Source organism: Pseudomonas azerbaijanorientalis, assembly GCF_019139795.1.
Taxonomy (GTDB): domain Bacteria; phylum Pseudomonadota; class Gammaproteobacteria; order Pseudomonadales; family Pseudomonadaceae; genus Aquipseudomonas; species Aquipseudomonas laurylsulfatiphila.
The window spans coordinates 482,012-499,511 of sequence record NZ_CP077078.1 but is presented as its reverse complement, the minus strand read 5'-3'; the positions used below and the strand labels follow the sequence as shown (position 1 = coordinate 499,511).

Below are 17,500 nucleotides of genomic sequence, written 5' to 3'. Positions count from 1 at the left end.
GCCCCGGGCACTTAGCTCGGTCGATAAACGCGCACATTGGCATGCCCCTCACTGAGCAAATGGTGGGCATGCAGGCGACTCATCACGCCTTTGTCGCAATACAGCAGGTACTGGCGAGTAGGGTCCAGTTCCTTGAAACGAGCGTTCACTGCATAAAACGGCATCGTTTGTACCTCGATGCCAGCAAGCTCCAGCGGGTCATCTTCAGCGGCATCCGGGTGACGGATGTCGATGACGATCTGACCGGCCAGCGCTTCGCTGACTTCTTCAATCTGCAAGTCCTGGCCCAATTCGTCGATCACGCGATCGATCGGCACCAGCTTGGCGTTTTCGAGCGCACGCTCGAGCACCGCCATATCGAATTCTTTCTCTTCGTGCTCGACACGGTAGCGCTTGGCGGCCGTCTTCGGATTGACCGAAATGACGCCGCAGTACTCCGGCATGTGCCGGGCGAAATCGGCGGTGCCGATCTCGTTGGCCGTGTCGATGATGTCCTGCTTGTGGCTGGCGATCAGCGGGCGCAAGACCAGTTTGTCGGTCACGCAATCGATCACTGACAGGTTCGGCAGCGTCTGGCTCGACACCTGGGAGATCGCCTCACCGGTGACCAGGGCTTCGATGTGCAGTCGATCGGCAATCCTGGACGAAGCGCGCAACATCATACGCTTCAATACTACGCCCATATGACTGTTATCGACTTTGCCGAGAATTTCGCCCAACACTTCCTCGAACGGCACACTGACAAATAGCACGCGTTGGGAGCTGCCGTACTTCTTCCAGATGAAATGCGCGACTTCCATGACGCCCAGTTCGTGGGCACGTCCGCCCAGGTTGAAGAAGCAGAAATGCGCCATCAGGCCGCGGCGCATGATCTGGTAGGCCGCCACGGTGGAGTCGAAGCCGCCGGACATCAGCACCAGCGTCTGCTCCAGGGCGCCCAGCGGATATCCGCCGATGCCGTTGTGCTGGCTGTGGATCACGAACAACCGTTGGTCGCGAACTTCGATGCGGACTTCGATTTCAGGCTTTTTCAGGTCGATCCCGGCGGCACCACACTGACGGCGCAACTGGCTGCCGACATATTTCTCGATATCGATCGAGCTGAACGGGTGCTTGCCGGCACGCTTGCAACGCACCGAAAAAATCTTGCCGGCCAGTGCATCACCGTAGTGCTGCTTGCACTTTTCAACGATGTCGTCGAAATCACCCAGCGGGTATTCGTCGATTTGCAGGAAGTGCGCGACGCCCGGCATGCAGCTCAGGCGCTCGCCCATCTCCTTCAGGGCCTTGGGATCGCTGACGCGGGTTTCCAGCTCGAGGTTGTCCCACACGCCGTTCACCACCACAGCCGGGTCCAGATCGCGGAGCACGGCACGGATGTTCTTGGCCAATTGGCGGATGAAACGCATCCGTACCGGGCGGCTCTTGATGGTGATCTCGGGGAAGACTTTTACGATTAATTTCATGGAAACAGCGCGCGCAGGGCCTGCCGAAAAAGGGGGGCGCGGATTATAGCGGAAATTGCTCAAGGTTTAACCAGTTAATGTGCAGAAGGTTTTGCTCGCACCAAAACAGGTCATTTATTGAAATTAACGCCACATTACGGGGCGGCATTTTCGACTTTAAAGCGCATTAATGGCTGATAAGCGTGTTTTTGGGGCAAAAAACCCATGCTGGGGCACTGGCATGCAATTTGCTCCCTTGTGAGGCAGGTTGCCTTGGCAGAGTATTCGCGCCGGCATCACCCACATTTAAGGGCATCCACTACTAGCCCGAAGCCACCCGGAGGACACTATGTCGAAGTCGGTTCAACTCATCAAAGATCATGACGTCAAATGGATTGATCTGCGCTTCACGGACACCAAAGGCACTCAGCACCACGTGACCATGCCGGCTCGCGATGCGCTGGATGACGACTTCTTCGAAGTCGGCAAAATGTTCGACGGTTCCTCCATCGCTGGCTGGAAAGGCATCGAAGCCTCCGACATGATCCTGATGCCGGACGACTCCACCGCCGTTCTGGACCCGTTCACCGAAGAACCGACCCTGATCCTGGTCTGCGACATCATCGAGCCTTCGAGCATGCAAGGCTACGACCGCGACCCACGTGCGATCGCCAAGCGCGCCGAAGAGCACCTGAAAGCCACCGGTATCGGTGACACCGTATTCGCAGGTCCAGAGCCAGAGTTCTTCATCTTTGACCAGGTGAAGTTCAAGTCCGACATTTCCGGCTCCATGTTCAAGATCTACTCCGAACAAGGTTCCTGGATGTCCGACCAGGACATCGAAGGCGGCAACAAGGGCCACCGTCCAGGCGTCAAAGGCGGCTACTTCCCGGTTCCACCGTTCGACCACGACCACGAAATCCGTACCTCCATGTGCAACGCACTGGAAGAAATGGGCCTGACCGTCGAAGTTCACCACCACGAAGTGGCAACTGCCGGCCAGAACGAAATCGGCGTCAAGTTCAACACCCTGGTGAAGAAAGCCGACGAAACCCAAACCCTGAAGTACGTCGTGCACAACGTTGCCGATGCCTACGGCCGCACCGCGACCTTCATGCCTAAGCCTCTGTACGGCGACAACGGCTCGGGCATGCACGTGCACATGTCCATCTGGAAAGATGGCAAGAACACCTTCGCAGGCGAAGGCTATGCCGGCCTGTCGGACACCGCCCTGTACTTCATCGGCGGCATCATCAAGCACGGTAAGGCCCTGAACGGCTTCACCAACCCGGCGACCAACTCCTACAAGCGTCTGGTTCCAGGCTTCGAAGCGCCAGTGATGCTGGCCTACTCGGCTCGCAACCGTTCCGCTTCGATCCGCATTCCTTACGTGTCGAGCCCGAAAGCCCGCCGTATCGAAGCACGCTTCCCGGATCCGGCTGCCAACCCGTACCTGTGCTTCGCCGCACTGTTGATGGCTGGCCTGGACGGCATCCAGAACAAGATCCACCCTGGCGACGCTGCTGACAAAAACCTGTACGACCTGCCGCCTGAAGAGGCGAAAGAGATTCCACAAGTTTGCGGCAGCCTGAAGGAAGCCCTGGAAGAGCTGGACAAAGGTCGTGCATTCCTGACCAAAGGCGGCGTTTTCAGCGACGACTTCATCGACGCTTACATCGCCCTGAAAAGCGAAGAAGAAATCAAGGTACGTACCTTCGTACACCCACTGGAATACGAGCTGTACTACAGCTGCTGATCCGGTAGCGCTGCGGCACGCGGCGTGACAAAAAGAGGCCTCCTTCGGGAGGCCTTTTTATTGCCCACGATTTAGCGGCCTACGAAGAACCCTGTGGGAGCGGGCTTGCCCGCGAAGACGTCAGTACACTCCACATCTGCTTATCAGACAGACCGCTTTCGCGAGCAAGTCGAATCGTCGCACCGCCGCTCCCACAAGGGGTTTTCTGTGTTCAGGCGGCCTCGGCAAATCATGCCTAGATGTTAACGGCTTGGGATAACCGCCACGCCTGACCTATGCTACAACCCAACGCTTTCGCTTCCGGTAGATTCCATGGGTCGTGGTTTTCTGTTCATCCTGCTGCTGATCGCCCTGCCCGCCATGGCGCAGATCTACAAATACACAGACGCCAACGGCGCCACTGCGTACAGCAATCAACCGCCTGACGGCACCAGCGTCCAACCGGTCCACCTGCCGCCCCTCAACAGCATTGAGCGCCAGACTCCTGGCGAAGCCGTGCCTGTTACTGAAGCCGCCCCGAATGAACAGCCCCAAAAACCCTATGAAGTGCTGGAGCTGACCGGCCTGCCCAATACCGAAGCGCTGCGCGCCAACAATGGCACCTTCACGATAAACGTGCTGATCAAGCCGCGCCTGCAAGGCCCCCACCGGATGCGCCTGCTGCTGGACGGCCAGCCCTACGGCCAGCCAGTCAATGTGCCGATCCTGCAATTGGTGAATATCGATCGCGGCGAGCATCGCCTCGCCGTGCAAGTGATCGATGGCGAAAACGTTGTGCAGCAGAGCCCCACCGCAACCTTCACCTTGCAACGCGTGCACACGCGCTGAAGGCCTGGCTGCTGATTGCCGGCTTCATTGCACTGCTCATGTCGGCACGAAAAACCCCATTCCTGCGACTTTTCTAACCTCATTCAGGTTTGCGCACTATATTGGTGCAACTGCTTGCACCGTACTCAGATTCCAACCCATTTTGGTTCGAAATTACCCGCGAAAGCTGGCAGAACGCTACGCAAGCGAGCGTCGAACGCCCGTTTCAGGCCTTTGGCGCTTCTTTTCGGAGCCTTGGTTTACTTTTTGCAACTTCTAATTACCAACACTTGTTTCTTGCGCATGCTCCGCCCCAAAAGAGGTCCCGATGACCATTAGCGACGCACTCCACCGTTTGCTACTCGACAACCTCACCACCGCCACCATTCTGCTCGATGCCGAACTGCGCCTCGAGTACATGAATCCGGCGGCGGAGATGCTGCTGGCCATCAGCGGTCAGCGCAGCCATGGACAATTCATCAGCGAGTTGTTTACCGAATCGACCGAAGCGCTGAACTCCTTGCGCCAGGCTGTCGAACAGGCCCACCCGTTCACCAAGCGCGAAGCCATGCTGACCGCCCTCACCGGCCAGACCCTGACCGTCGACTACGCGGTAACGCCGATTCTGAGCAATGGCGACACGATGCTGCTGCTTGAGGTCCACCCTCGCGACCGCTTGCTGCGGATCACCAAGGAAGAAGCACAGCTTTCCAAGCAGGAGACCAGCAAGATGCTGGTGCGCGGGCTTGCCCATGAAATCAAGAACCCCTTGGGCGGGATTCGTGGCGCGGCGCAGTTGCTGGCCCGGGAACTGCCGGAAGAAAGCCTGCGCGACTACACCAACGTCATCATCGAAGAAGCCGACCGCCTGCGTAACCTGGTCGATCGCATGCTCGGCTCCAACAAGCTGCCGTCACTGGCCCTGTGCAATGTCCACGAAGTGCTGGAGCGCGTCTGCCATCTGGTGGAAGCCGAAAGCCAGGGTTGCATCACGCTGGTGCGCGACTACGACCCTAGCATTCCCGACGTTTTGATCGACCGCGAACAGATGATTCAGGCCGTACTGAACATCGTGCGCAACGCAATGCAGGCCATCAGCAGCCAGAACGAGCTGCGCCTGGGCCGAATCAGCCTGCGCACCCGCACCATGCGCCAGTTCACCATCGGCCATGTGCGCCATCGCCTGGTGACCAAGATCGAGATCATCGACAACGGCCCCGGCATCCCTGCGGAGCTTCAGGAAACCATCTTCTTTCCCATGGTCAGCGGTCGCCCGGACGGTACCGGGCTCGGCCTGGCCATTACCCAGAACATCATCAGCCAGCACCAGGGCCTGATCGAATGTGACAGCCACCCCGGCCACACCACTTTCTCGATCTTTCTGCCACTGGAACAAGGAGCCACATCGACATGAGCCGTAGTGAAACCGTGTGGATCGTCGATGACGACCGTTCTATCCGTTGGGTCCTGGAAAAAGCCTTGCAACAGGAAGGCATGACCACGCAAAGCTTCGACAGCGCCGATGGCGTGATGAGCCGCCTGGCACGCCAGCAACCGGACGTGATCATTTCCGACATCCGCATGCCCGGCGCCAGCGGCCTGGACCTTCTGGCGCGGATTCGCGAACAGCATCCACGGCTGCCGGTCATCATCATGACCGCTCACTCCGATCTGGACAGCGCTGTCGCGTCCTATCAGGGCGGCGCCTTCGAATACCTGCCCAAACCGTTCGATGTCGACGAAGCGGTTTCCCTGGTCAAGCGCGCCAACCAGCACGCCCAGGAGCAGCAAGGCCTGGAAGTCGTCCCGACATTGACCCGCACCCCGGAAATCATCGGCGAGGCGCCGGCGATGCAGGAGGTGTTCCGCGCCATCGGCCGCCTGAGCCACTCCAATATCACCGTGCTGATCAATGGCGAATCCGGTACCGGTAAAGAGCTGGTGGCCCACGCCCTGCACCGTCACAGCCCGCGCGCCGCTTCGCCGTTCATCGCGCTGAACATGGCGGCGATCCCCAAAGACCTGATGGAATCCGAACTGTTCGGCCACGAGAAAGGCGCGTTCACGGGCGCGGCCAACCTGCGTCGCGGGCGTTTTGAACAGGCGGACGGCGGCACGCTGTTCCTCGATGAAATCGGCGACATGCCCGCCGACACCCAGACCCGCTTGCTGCGGGTGCTGGCCGATGGCGAGTTTTACCGCGTCGGGGGTCATGTGCCGGTGAAGGTCGATGTGCGCATCATCGCCGCGACTCACCAGAACCTGGAAACCCTGGTGCATGCCGGGAAATTCCGTGAGGACTTGTTTCATCGCCTCAACGTGATCCGCATCCATATCCCGCGCCTGTCGGATCGTCGCGAAGACATCCCGACCCTGGCCAAGCACTTCCTCAGCCGCGCAGCCCAGGAGCTGGCAGTCGAGCCCAAGCTGCTGAAAAACGAAACCGAGGAATACCTCAAGAACCTGCCGTGGCCGGGCAACGTGCGTCAACTGGAGAACACCTGTCGCTGGATCACGGTGATGGCTTCGGGTCGCGAAGTGCACATCGGCGACCTGCCGCCGGAGTTGCTGAGCCTGCCGCAGGATTCGGCACCGGTCACCAACTGGGAGCAAGCCCTGCGCCAATGGGCAGACCAGGCGCTGGCCCGTGGTCAATCGAGCCTGCTCGACAGCGCTGTGCCGGCCTTCGAGCGGATCATGATCGAGACCGCCCTCAAACACACCGCCGGTCGCCGCCGCGATGCCGCCGTTTTGCTGGGTTGGGGGCGTAACACCCTGACGCGCAAGATCAAGGAGTTGGGGATGAAGGTGGATGGTGGGGATGATGATGAGGGCGACGAAGCCTGATTACTCACTGAGCACACGATCCTGTGGGAGCGGGCTTGCTCGCGAAGGGGCCATAACATTCAACATCATTGTTGACTGTTACACCGCTTTCGCGAGCAAGCCCGCTCCCACATTCAAAGCTGCGTGCACCGCCTGAATGCACTGTGAACCGCAATCGCGCACAAAAACAGTTTCGAATCCCCATCTGCTTTCGCAATCGAATCCCTTTCGAAAAAACACGAAAGCCCCGAATCTCGGGGCTTTCAGCGTTTCAAACCGGCTTTTTTGTTTCTCTTTGTGAAAACTGGCACGCCCCCTGCAATAACCCTTTCAAGTGATTCAGATCACCGACCCGGTTTCGGGGACCTTGGTACAGGCAGGCCGGGGATTCCCCTCTTTACACCGGGCTCACACCGCAGCCGCGACGAGCCCAGCCGTTTTGGGGCCCTTGATACAGGCAGGTCAGGGGTTCCTTCTTTACACCAGGCTCACACCGCACTCGCGACGAGCCTCCCGTTTCGGGAACCTTGGTACAGGCAGGCCGGGGATTCCCTCTTTTATTGCTCCCGGAGATGGATCTCCAGCCGCCAGCGGTCATCGACCTCGCTACCGGCCCACTCGCCCTGCAGGGGTCGGGCCGCCACCAGCGTCAGCAGCAACCCTCCATCACTCAAACGTACCCGCCAGTTCACATCCTTGCCGCCAAGCTTGAGTTGGCCTTTCTGCGCCTGGCCCTCGGCGCCAAACAGCAGCGCGACACTGCCGTCGACGATTTCGCCATGGACCTTGGGTTCGTTGTTGAACCACACCACCAGCCCGTCGCCCGTCACCTCAACCTGCTGCAACTGACTCGGGTCTGGCGTGGTCAGGCGACCGATCATCAGGCCGATCATCATCCCGACAATCGCCAGCGAGCCCATCACCCGCAGGAATAGTTTCGAACGCACGTCTGCTTGCGGCGTAGAATGCGCGTCATCTTTACCTTCGGAGCCGTGCATGTTTCACGTCATCCTTTTCCAACCAGAAATTCCGCCGAATACCGGCAACGTTATCAGGCTGTGCGCCAACAGTGGCTGCCACCTGCATTTGATCGAGCCGCTGGGCTTCGAGATGGACGACAAGCGCCTGCGCCGCGCCGGCCTCGACTACCACGAGTATGCCACCTTGCAACGTCACGCCGACCTCGCCAGCTGCCTGGAAAGCCTCGGTCATCCACGGCTGTTCGCCTTCACCACCAAGGGCTCGCGGCCATTCCACGATGCCAGCTTCGCCCCAGGCGATGCGTTCCTGTTCGGCCCGGAAAGCCGGGGTTTGCCCGCCGAGGTGCTGGACGCCCTGCCCCCTGAGCAACGCCTGCGTCTGCCGATGCGCGAGGGCTGCCGCAGCCTGAACCTGTCGAATACGGTGGCCGTCGCGGTTTACGAAGCCTGGCGCCAGAACGACTTCAAATAACACCGCATAGCAAATGTGGGAGCGGGCTTGCTCGCGAAAGGGTCATCAACTTCAACAAGAATGTTGACTGAAAAACCGCTTTCGCGAGCAAGCCCGCTCCCACATTGGACTTGCTTCGACGCTCAGAAATGCTTACTGAACAGTCGGCGTCTCGCCGGCAGCCTGCATGCGTTGCAGTTCTTGCGCATACAGCGCATCGAAGTTCACCGGAGCCAGCATCAGTGCCGGGAACGAACCACGGGTCACCAGGCTGTCCAGGGTTTCGCGAGCGTACGGGAACAGGATGTTCGGGCAGAACGCACCCAGGGTGTGGCTCATCGAAGCATCGTCCAGGTTCTTGATCAGGAAGATACCGGCCTGTTGCACTTCAGCGATGAACGCCACTTCGTCACCGTTTTTCACGGTAACCGACAGGGTCAGCACGACTTCGTGGAAGTCCGATTCCAGTGCCTTTTGACGGGTGTTCAGATCCAGGGCGACGCTCGGCTCCCACTGCTGGCGGAAGATCGCCGGGCTTTTCGGAGCTTCGAAGGACAGGTCACGCACATAAATGCGCTGCAAAGAGAATTGCGGTGCAGTTTCTTCTTCGTTCGCAGCAGTGTTCTGTTGGTCAGTCATCGCAGATCCTTCTTGATCCAGGGTTCTTTTAGGTTTGCTTGTTTGGGGTACTGGTGTCAGGCCCTGAGCAGCGCGTCGAGCTTGCCGGCGCGCTCAAGGGCGAACAAATCATCACAACCGCCCACGTGGGTGCTGCCGATCCAGATTTGCGGCACGGACGTACGTCCGGCCTTCTGGGCCATCGCAGCGCGCACCTGCGGCTTGCCATCGACCTTGATCTCTTCGAAGGCCACGCCTTTGTTCTCGAGCAGGTACTTGGCTCGCGAGCAGTAAGGGCAGTAATCGCTGGAATAGACGACGACGTTGCTCATATCACTTCACCAGCGGCAGATTGTCGGCTTTCCAGCTGGAAATACCGCCGGACAGCTTGGCGGCGGTGAAGCCGGATTTCATCAATTCACGAGCATGAGTGCCGGCGGTCTGGCCCATGGCATCGACCAGGATGATGGTCTTGGCCTTGTGCTTTTCCAGCTCGCCAACGCGGGCGATCAGTTTGTCCTGGGGAATGTTCAGCGCGCCGACAATGTGACCGGCGGCGAAATCCTTGGTTGGACGAATGTCGATCACCACGCCGGCGTCCTTGTTGACCAGGCCGGTCAGTTCGCCAGTGCTCAGGCTACGGCCGCCGCCCTGCATTTGATAGGCAATCAGCAACGCCAGCAGTACGACGAAGATACCGACGAGAATGTAGTGGTTAGTGGCAAATTGAATCAGGTTAGCAACCATCGAAGGAGGTTCCAGGGCGTTAAAATGTCGGCCAGTATACACAGCCACTATGGTGGGCCAAACCCCGTCCGGCGGTGACGCGGCCGGAACTTCGCTTTAAACTGCGACTCCCTTTTCCATCGCCCCTTTTTACTTGAGCCAGAGCGAATTCCATGACTACCACGCCTAAACCTTTGGTCCTGATGATTCTCGACGGCTTCGGTCACAGCGACAACCCCGAATCCAACGCCATTTTCGCGGCGAAAAAGCCTGTACTGGATCGCCTGTGGGCCACTGTGCCGAACGGCCTGATCTCGGGCAGCGGCATGGACGTCGGTCTTCCGGATGGCCAGATGGGCAACTCCGAAGTCGGTCACATGAACCTCGGCGCCGGTCGCGTGGTGTACCAGGACTTCACTCGCGTCACCAAATCGATCCGCGACGGCGAGTTCTTCGAGAACCCGACCATCTGCGCCGCCGTGGACAAAGCCGTCGCCGCCGGCAAAGCCGTGCATTTCATGGGCCTGCTGTCCGATGGCGGCGTGCATAGCCACCAGGATCACCTGGTCGCCATGGCCGAACTGGCCTTCAAGCGCGGCGCTCAAAACATCTACCTGCACGCCTTCCTCGACGGCCGTGACACGCCGCCAAAAAGTGCGCAATCCTCGATTGAACTGCTCGACGCCACTTTCCAGGCCCTGGGCAAAGGCCGGATCGCCAGCCTGATCGGCCGTTACTACGCCATGGACCGCGACAACCGTTGGGACCGTGTCTCCCAGGCCTACAACCTGATTGTCGATGGCCAGGGCGAATTCAACGCCGCCACCGCCCAGGAAGGCCTGCAAGCAGCCTACGAGCGCGGCGAGAGCGACGAATTCGTCAAAGCCACCTCCATTGGTGAGCCGGTAAAGGTCGAGGACGGCGACGCCGTGGTGTTCATGAACTTCCGCGCCGACCGCGCCCGCGAATTGACTCGCGTGTTCGTCGAAGACAACTTCAGTGAGTTCGAGCGTGCCCGCCAGCCGAAACTGGCCGGTTTCGTCATGCTGACCCAATACGCCGCCAGCATTCCTGCCCCGTCGGCCTTCGCCGCCGGCAGCCTGGAGAACGTGCTGGGCGATTACCTGGCAAAAAATGGCAAGACCCAGCTGCGCATCGCCGAAACAGAAAAATACGCCCACGTGACCTTCTTCTTCTCCGGCGGTCGCGAAGAACCGTTCCCGGGCGAAGAACGCATCCTGATTCCGTCGCCGAAAGTCGCTACCTATGACTTGCAGCCGGAAATGAGCGCACCGGAAGTTACCGACCGCATCGTCGACGCCATCGAAAACCAGCGTTACGACGTGATCGTGGTCAACTACGCCAACGGCGACATGGTCGGCCACAGCGGCGTGTTCGAAGCGGCGGTCAAGGCTGTTGAATGCCTTGACCTGTGCGTGGGCCGCATCGTCGACGCCCTGGAAAAAGTCGGCGGCGAAGCCTTGATCACGGCTGACCATGGCAACGTCGAGCAAATGTCCGACGAAACCACCGGCCAGGCGCACACTGCACACACCACCGAGCCGGTGCCGTTCATCTATGTCGGCAAGCGCGACCTGAAGGTCCGCGAAGGCGGCGTGCTGGCGGACGTGGCGCCGACCATGCTGAAGCTGTTGGGCCTTGAACAACCGGCGGAAATGACCGGGACTTCGATTCTGGTCTGATCGGATTTCCAAAACGCCACAAAATCTGTGGGAGCGAGCTTGCTCGCGATAGCAATCTGACAGCCAACATCTATGTTGAATGATCGGACGCCATCGCGAGCAAGCTCGCTCCCACAGTGGTTTTTGGAGTTTTTGAAATGGAATTCAGTCTGTCGCTTGCTCCAGTCATCACACAGTCAGAAATGGGCATTTTTTTTGCCGCCCATGGCGGGCATACTAGGCCGTCCCTTTCCCTGGTACCGCCCGCCCCTATGCTTCGCGTCCTGATAGCCCTAGCTCTGACTTGCCTGCTCCAACCGGCCTTTGCTGACGAGCGCGCAGACACCCAACAACAGTTGGACGCCACGCGTCAGGACATTGCCGAGCTGAAGAAGCTGCTGGGCAAGCTGCAGGAAGAAAAGTCCGGTGTGCAGAAAGAGCTCAAGGGCACCGAAACCGAAATGGGCAAGCTCGAGAAGCAGGTCGATGCCCTGCAAAAAGAGCTGAAGAAAAGCGAAGCCGAGCTGCAGCGACTCGATGCGGAGAAAAAAAAACTCCAGAGCGCGCGCATTGAACAGCAACGACTGATTGCCATTCAGGCCCGGGCGGCCTACCAGAATGGTCGCCAGGAATACCTCAAGCTGCTGCTCAACCAGCAGAATCCGGAAAGATTCGCCCGTACCCTCACCTATTACGACTACCTGAGCCAGGCTCGCCTGGAGCAGTTGAAGAGTTTCAACGAAACCCTGCGCCAACTGTCCAATGTCGAGAAAGACATCGCCATGCAGCAGGCGCAACTGCTGGTGCAGCAAAGCAGCCTCGACACCCAGCGTGACGAACTCGAGAAAGTCCGCAAGGAGCGCCAGCAAGTCCTGGCCAAGCTCAATGACGACGTAAAGGCTCGCGATCAGAAACTGGCGGCGCGCGAGCAGGATCAGGCAGACCTGTCTAAAGTCCTTAAAACCATTGAAGAAACCTTGGCCCGCCAGGCCCGTGAGGCAGAAGAAGCGCGACAAAAAGCGCTGATTGCCCAGCAGGAAGCCGAAAAAAAGCGTTTACGTGAGGCCCAGGCGCAGGCAAATGCCAGCGACGACGCCCCACGCAAACCAGTCAGATCGATACCTGGCGCACTGGTTTCCAGTTCCGGCGAGACCTTTGGTGGTCCGTTTGCGTCAACCCGCGGCAAACTTCCGTGGCCTGTCGATGGTCGACTGCTGGCGCGCTACGGTGAAAGCCGTGGCGACGATGCCCGGACCAAGTGGGATGGCGTGATGATCGGCGCGTCTGCCGGCAGTACCGTGCATGCGGTGCATGGTGGTCGCGTAGTGTTTGCCGACTGGCTGCGAGGCGCCGGGTTGCTGGTGATCCTCGACCACGGCAACGGTTTTTTGAGTCTTTATGGTCACAACCAGACGCTGCTCAAGTCTGCGGGTGATGTGGTTAAAGCCGGTGAGTCCATCTCCACTGTCGGCAACAGTGGCGGGCAGGATACGCCAGCGCTGTATTTTGCTATTCGTCAGCAGGGTCACCCGAGTGATCCGGCGCAATGGTGCCGCGCGCAAGGATAAGCGCGTTACCTAATTCAGGAGTTTGTTAGACATGCTGCATTTGTCCCGCCTTACCTCGCTGGCCCTGACGATCGCCCTGGTGATCGGCGCGCCTCTGGCGTTTGCCGCTCAACCGGCCCCGGCGATTGCGCCTGCGGGCACTGCTGCGACCACCAAGGCGCCACTGCCGCTGGATGAGTTGCGCACCTTTGCCGAGGTGATGGACCGGATCAAGGCCGCTTATGTCGAACCGGTGGACGACAAGACCCTGCTGGAAAACGCCATCAAGGGCATGCTCAGCAACCTCGACCCGCATTCGGCTTACCTCGGCCCTGAAGATTTCGCCGAGTTGCAGGAAAGCACCAGCGGTGAATTCGGTGGCCTGGGCATTGAAGTCGGCGCCGAAGACGGCTTCATCAAAGTGGTGTCGCCGATTGATGACACTCCAGCTTCCAAGGCCGGCATTCAGGCCGGCGACTTCATCGTCAAGATCAACGGCCAACCCACCCGTGGCCAGAGCATGACCGAAGCCGTCGACAAGATGCGCGGCAAGATCGGCCAGAAAATCACCCTGACCCTGGTGCGCGACGGCGGCACGCCGTTCGACGTGACCCTGTCCCGCGCCGTCATCCAGGTCAAGAGCGTGAAGAGCCAGCTGCTGGAATCGGGCTACGGCTACATCCGCATCACCCAGTTCCAGGTCAAGACCGGTGAAGAGGTTTCCAAGGCGCTGGCCAAGCTGCGCAAGGAGAACGGCAAGAAGCTCAACGGTATCATCCTCGACCTGCGCAACAACCCGGGCGGTGTGTTGCAGGCGGCGGTGGAAGTGGTCGACCACTTCATCACCAAGGGCCTGATCGTCTACACCAAGGGCCGCATCGCCAACTCCGAGCTGCGTTTCTCTGCCACCGGCAAGGACGAAAGCGAAGCCGTGCCAATGGTCGTGCTGATCAACGGCGGCAGCGCCTCGGCTTCGGAAATTGTCGCCGGCGCCCTGCAGGACCAGAAGCGCGCCGTACTGATGGGCACCACCAGTTTCGGCAAGGGCTCGGTGCAAACCGTGCTGCCGCTGAACAATGATCGTGCATTGAAGATCACCACGGCGCTGTACTACACGCCGAACGGCCGCTCCATCCAGGCCCAGGGCATCGTCCCGGACATCGAAGTGCGCAAGGCCAAGATCACCAGCGAGCAGGACAACGACTACTTCAAGGAAGCCGACTTGCAGGGTCACCTGGGCAACGGCAACGGCGGTGCGGACAAACCGACCGGCTCCAGCAAGGCCAAGCCGATGCCACAGGACGATGATTACCAGCTGGCCCAGGCCCTGAGCCTGCTCAAAGGGCTGAGCATCACGTCCGGCCGTTGAGGATGCGCCTGCGGTACATTCTCGGCCTGCTTTGCTGTCTGGCGGGTGTTGTTCACGCAACACCCGCCCCGACCACCCCGCAAAAAGCCTACCTGACCCTGATCATCGATGACCTGGGGCAGAACCTGCCCCGGGATCGCCGCGTGCTGGCCCTGCCCGGCCCGGTGACCACGGCAATCATGCCCGACACGCCTCACGCCACCGAATTCGCCCGCGAAGCCCATCGCGCGGGCAAGATCGTCATTCTGCACATGCCCATGGATCCGGCCACCGGACCGTTCGCCTGGCATCCCGAACTGCCTGTCGATGAGCTGGAAAAGCGCCTGAACGCCGCGTTCAAAATGGTTCCCTACACCAGCGGCATCAACAATCACATGGGCAGCCGCATGACCGCACAACCCGCGGCCATGGCTTGGTTGATGGCAGATTTGCAACAACGGCACAAATTTTTCGTCGACAGCCGCACCAGCGCCCAGACCGTTGCCGCGGCCGAAGCGCAGAAGATCGGCCTGGCCAGCGTTTCGCGGGATGTGTTTCTCGACGATGAACGAACCGAAGCAGCGATCTTCAGCCAGTTGCAGACAGCGATCAGCCTCGCGCACAAGCAGGGTTCGGCGGTGATGATCGGGCATCCTTATCCACAGACACTCGCGGTGCTGGAGCGGGAGTTGCCGAAGCTGAAGGCTCAGGGAATTGAGTGGATTGATATCAGGCAGATGATCAGTGTGCGCGGTAATCGGGCAACGGCGGCGCATGGGAAGGATGGGGTGTACCGCTAGAGCTACACAGCGCCCCCTGTGGGAGCGAGCTTGCTCGCGATAGCGATCTGTCCTTCACCAATGTTGTCGACTGACACGACGCCATCGCGAGCAAGCTCGCTCCCACAGTGGTCCGGGCATGACTGAAGGGTTGGTGTTGAATCCTATAGATACCGCGCCATGATCTCGTCGACCTTGCCTTCCTTGCGCATCTGATCCAGCGCCGCCTGGAGCTTGGCCACCGTCTCGTCCGGCACGTCCTTGTTCAGTGCCAGGTACAGTTCGGCACTGTTGAAACGCAGTACGGTTTTCAACCCGTTTACCCCTTCCTGACGCGCCAGATAGCGCCCGGCCGGGTCACCGGTGGCCCACAGGTCGATCTGCCCGTTGACCAGTTTTTTCGCGTTGTCCTGATCGCGCAGTACAACAATAGGATTGAGCCCCTGCTTGGCCAGCGTCTCGGCAATCGCGTCGCCCTTGTAGGCGCCGATCTTGTACTTGCGCGCATCATTCAAGGTTTCGAGGGTGATCTTGCTGTCTGCCTTGGCCAGCATGATCCAGTCGTCCGGGCCGATTGGACCGACCCATTTGAACAGCTTCTCGCGATCCGGCAACCGCGCCATGACGAACACGCCATAGCCGGGTTTTTCCAGGGTGAGTTTGTAGATTCGCTCCCAAGGGAAACGCAGCGTCAGGCTGTAGGTAATGTTGGCGCGCTTGAAAATCTCGCGGACGATATCGGTGGCGATGCCATCGATGTTCTCGTCCTGAGCGAAGTTCTTGCCATTCTTCGCCATGTTGTAGGGCGGGAAGTTTTCAGTCAGCAACACCATGTCGGCATCGGGACTGTCTTTTGCGTGTGCTCCGCCGATGAACAACAGAGAAGCGCTGGCAAGGACGAGAAGAAAGCGTTTAAGCATGTCTGGCTACCGAAATCCATGGCGTACCCAAGAGTGCCTTGGGCACGCCATGATGTCCACTGGCCTGCACTGGTTTGTTCAGCGCATCACAATCCCGCGATGGGCCATATAAGCCTTGGCTTCCTGCACGGTGTATTCGCCGAAGTGGAAAATACTCGCCGCCAGAACCGCGCTGGCGTGACCTTCGATAATGCCATCGGCCAGGTGTTGCAGGTTGCCGACGCCACCGGAAGCGATCACCGGAATGCCCAGCGCATCGCTGATGGCGCGGGTGACGCCCAGGTCGAAACCGTTTTTCATGCCGTCCTGGTCCATGCTGGTCAGCAGGATCTCACCGGCACCCAGACCTTCCATTTTCTTTGCCCATTCGACAGCGTCGAGACCGGTTGGCTTGCGACCGCCATGGGTGAAGATTTCCCAGCGCGGAGTTTCGCCAGGTCCCGAAACCTTCTTCGCGTCGATCGCGACCACGATGCATTGCGAACCGAAATGCTGCGCGGCTTCGCCGACGAACTCAGGGTTGAATACCGCTGCGGTGTTGATCGAAACCTTGTCCGCGCCGGCATTGAGCAGGTTGCGGATGTCCTGCACGGTGCGCACGCCACCGCCCACGGTCAGCGGGATGAACACCTGGCTGGCCATGCGCTCGACGGTGTGCAGCGTTGTGTCGCGGCCATCGACGCTGGCAGTGATGTCGAGAAAGGTAATCTCGTCGGCGCCCTGCTCGTCATAACGACGGGCGATTTCCACCGGGTCGCCGGCGTCGCGGATATTTTCGAATTTCACACCCTTGACCACCCGGCCGTTGTCCACGTCCAGGCAAGGGATGATGCGTTTGGCCAGCGCCATGATCAGTCCTCAGCCTTTGTACGAATCGCAGAAAGCTTGCGCTTCGGCGACATCGAGGGTGCCTTCGTAAATCGCACGGCCGGTAATGGCGCCGATGATGCCCGGCGCCTTGGCGTCGAGCAGGGTCTTGATGTCGCCCAGGTTGTGGATACCGCCGGAAGCGATCACCGGGATCTTCGTTGCAGCAGCCAGTGCCGCGGTGAACGGAACGTTGCAGCCCTGCATCATGCCGTCTTTGGCGATGTCGGTATAAACGATCGCGGAAACGCCGTCGGCTTCGAATTGCTTGGCCAGGTCGATCACCTGAATGGTGCTGATTTCAGCCCAGCCGTCGGTGGCGACGAAGCCGTCTTTGGCGTCCAGGCCGACAATCACCTTGCCCGGGAATGCGCGGCAGGCTTCGGCAACGAAGGCCGGATCTTTCACGGCCTTGGTGCCGATGATCACGTAGCTGACGCCCGCTTTCACGTAGTGCTCGATGGTTTCCAGGGAGCGGATACCGCCACCGATCTGGATCGGCAGGTTCGGGTAGCGCTTGGCGATGGCGGTGACCACTTCGCCGTTGACCGGCTGGCCTTCGAAGGCGCCGTTCAGGTCGACCAGATGCAGACGGCGGCAACCGCCCTCCACCCACTTGGCAGCCATGCTCACCGGGTCATCGGAGAACACTGTGGAATCTTCCATGCGGCCCTGGCGCAGACGAACACAGGCACCGTCTTTAAGATCGATAGCGGGAATAATCAGCATCTGGCAAACCTTCAAATTT

Annotated in this window: 17 protein-coding genes; 9 read left to right on the top strand and 8 right to left on the bottom strand. The window is 59.6% G+C overall.

Annotated elements, in window-relative coordinates; genetic code table 11:
• Positions 1 to 11 precede the first annotated feature (11 nt).
• Positions 12 to 1,466 (bottom strand): tRNA uracil 4-sulfurtransferase ThiI, encoded by a 1,455-nt coding sequence (gene thiI, locus KSS91_RS02235; protein ID WP_015093090.1) that lies wholly within the window; start codon positions 1,464 to 1,466, stop codon positions 12 to 14.
• A 328-nt stretch (positions 1,467 to 1,794) separates the two neighbouring features.
• Between thiI and glnA the strand changes: the two genes are divergently transcribed.
• The 4 genes from glnA (at position 1,795) to ntrC (ending at position 6,855) form a co-directional block, all read left to right on the top strand.
• Positions 1,795 to 3,201 carry a glutamate--ammonia ligase gene (glnA, locus tag KSS91_RS02230; RefSeq protein ID WP_007970634.1) on the top strand — a complete coding sequence of 469 codons (1,407 nt, stop codon included), beginning with the start codon at positions 1,795 to 1,797 and terminating at the stop codon, positions 3,199 to 3,201.
• Between the two features lie 312 nt (positions 3,202 to 3,513).
• Entirely contained in the window at positions 3,514 to 4,029 is a 516-nt protein-coding gene (locus tag KSS91_RS02225) for a DUF4124 domain-containing protein (protein ID WP_217836928.1), read from the top strand.
• Positions 4,030 to 4,336: 307 nt separating this feature from the next.
• Positions 4,337 to 5,422: a nitrogen regulation protein NR(II) gene (gene glnL, locus KSS91_RS02220; RefSeq protein WP_015093088.1), complete on the top strand. Its 1,086-nt coding sequence runs from the start codon at positions 4,337 to 4,339 to the stop codon at positions 5,420 to 5,422.
• Positions 5,419 to 6,855 carry a nitrogen regulation protein NR(I) gene (ntrC, locus tag KSS91_RS02215; protein ID WP_015093087.1) on the top strand — a complete coding sequence of 479 codons (1,437 nt, stop codon included), beginning with the start codon at positions 5,419 to 5,421 and terminating at the stop codon, positions 6,853 to 6,855. Before glnL ends, ntrC begins: the two co-directional genes overlap by 4 nt.
• A 536-nt stretch (positions 6,856 to 7,391) precedes the next feature.
• Here ntrC and KSS91_RS02210 read toward each other — a convergent pair.
• Positions 7,392 to 7,832 carry a hypothetical protein gene (locus tag KSS91_RS02210; protein WP_102673911.1) on the bottom strand — a complete coding sequence of 147 codons (441 nt, stop codon included), beginning with the start codon at positions 7,830 to 7,832 and terminating at the stop codon, positions 7,392 to 7,394.
• Here KSS91_RS02210 and KSS91_RS02205 point away from each other — a divergent pair.
• Complete coding sequence (locus tag KSS91_RS02205; protein ID WP_015093085.1) at positions 7,831 to 8,286, top strand: tRNA (cytidine(34)-2'-O)-methyltransferase; 456 nt, start codon at positions 7,831 to 7,833, stop codon at positions 8,284 to 8,286. The genes KSS91_RS02210 and KSS91_RS02205 overlap by 2 nt on opposite strands.
• Positions 8,287 to 8,418: 132 nt before the next feature.
• On the opposite strand, the gene secB is transcribed toward KSS91_RS02205, so the two are convergent.
• The 3 genes from secB to KSS91_RS02190 are packed head-to-tail and all read right to left on the bottom strand — an operon-like array spanning position 8,419 to position 9,630.
• A complete protein-coding gene (secB, locus tag KSS91_RS02200; protein ID WP_015093084.1) occupies positions 8,419 to 8,904 on the bottom strand; it encodes a protein-export chaperone SecB in 486 nt (161 codons plus the stop codon).
• 56 nt (positions 8,905 to 8,960) lie between these two features.
• Positions 8,961 to 9,215, bottom strand: coding sequence for a glutaredoxin 3 (gene grxC, locus KSS91_RS02195; protein ID WP_007972741.1), 255 nt, complete (start codon positions 9,213 to 9,215; stop codon positions 8,961 to 8,963).
• Between the two features lies 1 nt (position 9,216).
• Complete coding sequence (locus tag KSS91_RS02190; protein WP_015093082.1) at positions 9,217 to 9,630, bottom strand: rhodanese-like domain-containing protein; 414 nt, start codon at positions 9,628 to 9,630, stop codon at positions 9,217 to 9,219.
• Between the two features lie 152 nt (positions 9,631 to 9,782).
• On the opposite strand from KSS91_RS02190, the gene gpmI reads away from it, so the two are divergent.
• From gpmI to KSS91_RS02170, 4 genes are all read left to right on the top strand, one after another.
• Positions 9,783 to 11,312, top strand: coding sequence for a 2,3-bisphosphoglycerate-independent phosphoglycerate mutase (gpmI, locus tag KSS91_RS02185; protein WP_015093081.1), 1,530 nt, complete (start codon positions 9,783 to 9,785; stop codon positions 11,310 to 11,312).
• Between the two features lie 251 nt (positions 11,313 to 11,563).
• Positions 11,564 to 12,859 carry a murein hydrolase activator EnvC family protein gene (locus tag KSS91_RS02180; RefSeq protein ID WP_217836927.1) on the top strand — a complete coding sequence of 432 codons (1,296 nt, stop codon included), beginning with the start codon at positions 11,564 to 11,566 and terminating at the stop codon, positions 12,857 to 12,859.
• 31 nt (positions 12,860 to 12,890) lie between these two features.
• Positions 12,891 to 14,207: a S41 family peptidase gene (locus KSS91_RS02175; protein WP_217836926.1), complete on the top strand. Its 1,317-nt coding sequence runs from the start codon at positions 12,891 to 12,893 to the stop codon at positions 14,205 to 14,207.
• Between the two features lie 2 nt (positions 14,208 to 14,209).
• Entirely contained in the window at positions 14,210 to 14,986 is a 777-nt protein-coding gene (locus KSS91_RS02170) for a divergent polysaccharide deacetylase family protein (protein WP_217836925.1), read from the top strand.
• 143 nt (positions 14,987 to 15,129) lie between these two features.
• Here the strand turns inward: KSS91_RS02170 and KSS91_RS02165 are convergent, their stop codons facing one another.
• The 3 genes from KSS91_RS02165 to hisA form a co-directional block, all read right to left on the bottom strand.
• The gene (locus KSS91_RS02165) at positions 15,130 to 15,885 is read right to left on the bottom strand and encodes a substrate-binding periplasmic protein (protein ID WP_217836924.1); all 756 of its coding nucleotides are present in this window, start codon (positions 15,883 to 15,885) and stop codon (positions 15,130 to 15,132) included.
• 78 nt (positions 15,886 to 15,963) lie between these two features.
• The gene (hisF, locus tag KSS91_RS02160; RefSeq protein WP_007972752.1) at positions 15,964 to 16,734 is read right to left on the bottom strand and encodes an imidazole glycerol phosphate synthase subunit HisF; all 771 of its coding nucleotides are present in this window, start codon (positions 16,732 to 16,734) and stop codon (positions 15,964 to 15,966) included.
• A 9-nt stretch (positions 16,735 to 16,743) separates the two neighbouring features.
• Entirely contained in the window at positions 16,744 to 17,481 is a 738-nt protein-coding gene (hisA, locus tag KSS91_RS02155) for a 1-(5-phosphoribosyl)-5-[(5-phosphoribosylamino)methylideneamino]imidazole-4-carboxamide isomerase (protein WP_007972753.1), read from the bottom strand.
• Positions 17,482 to 17,500 lie beyond the last annotated feature (19 nt).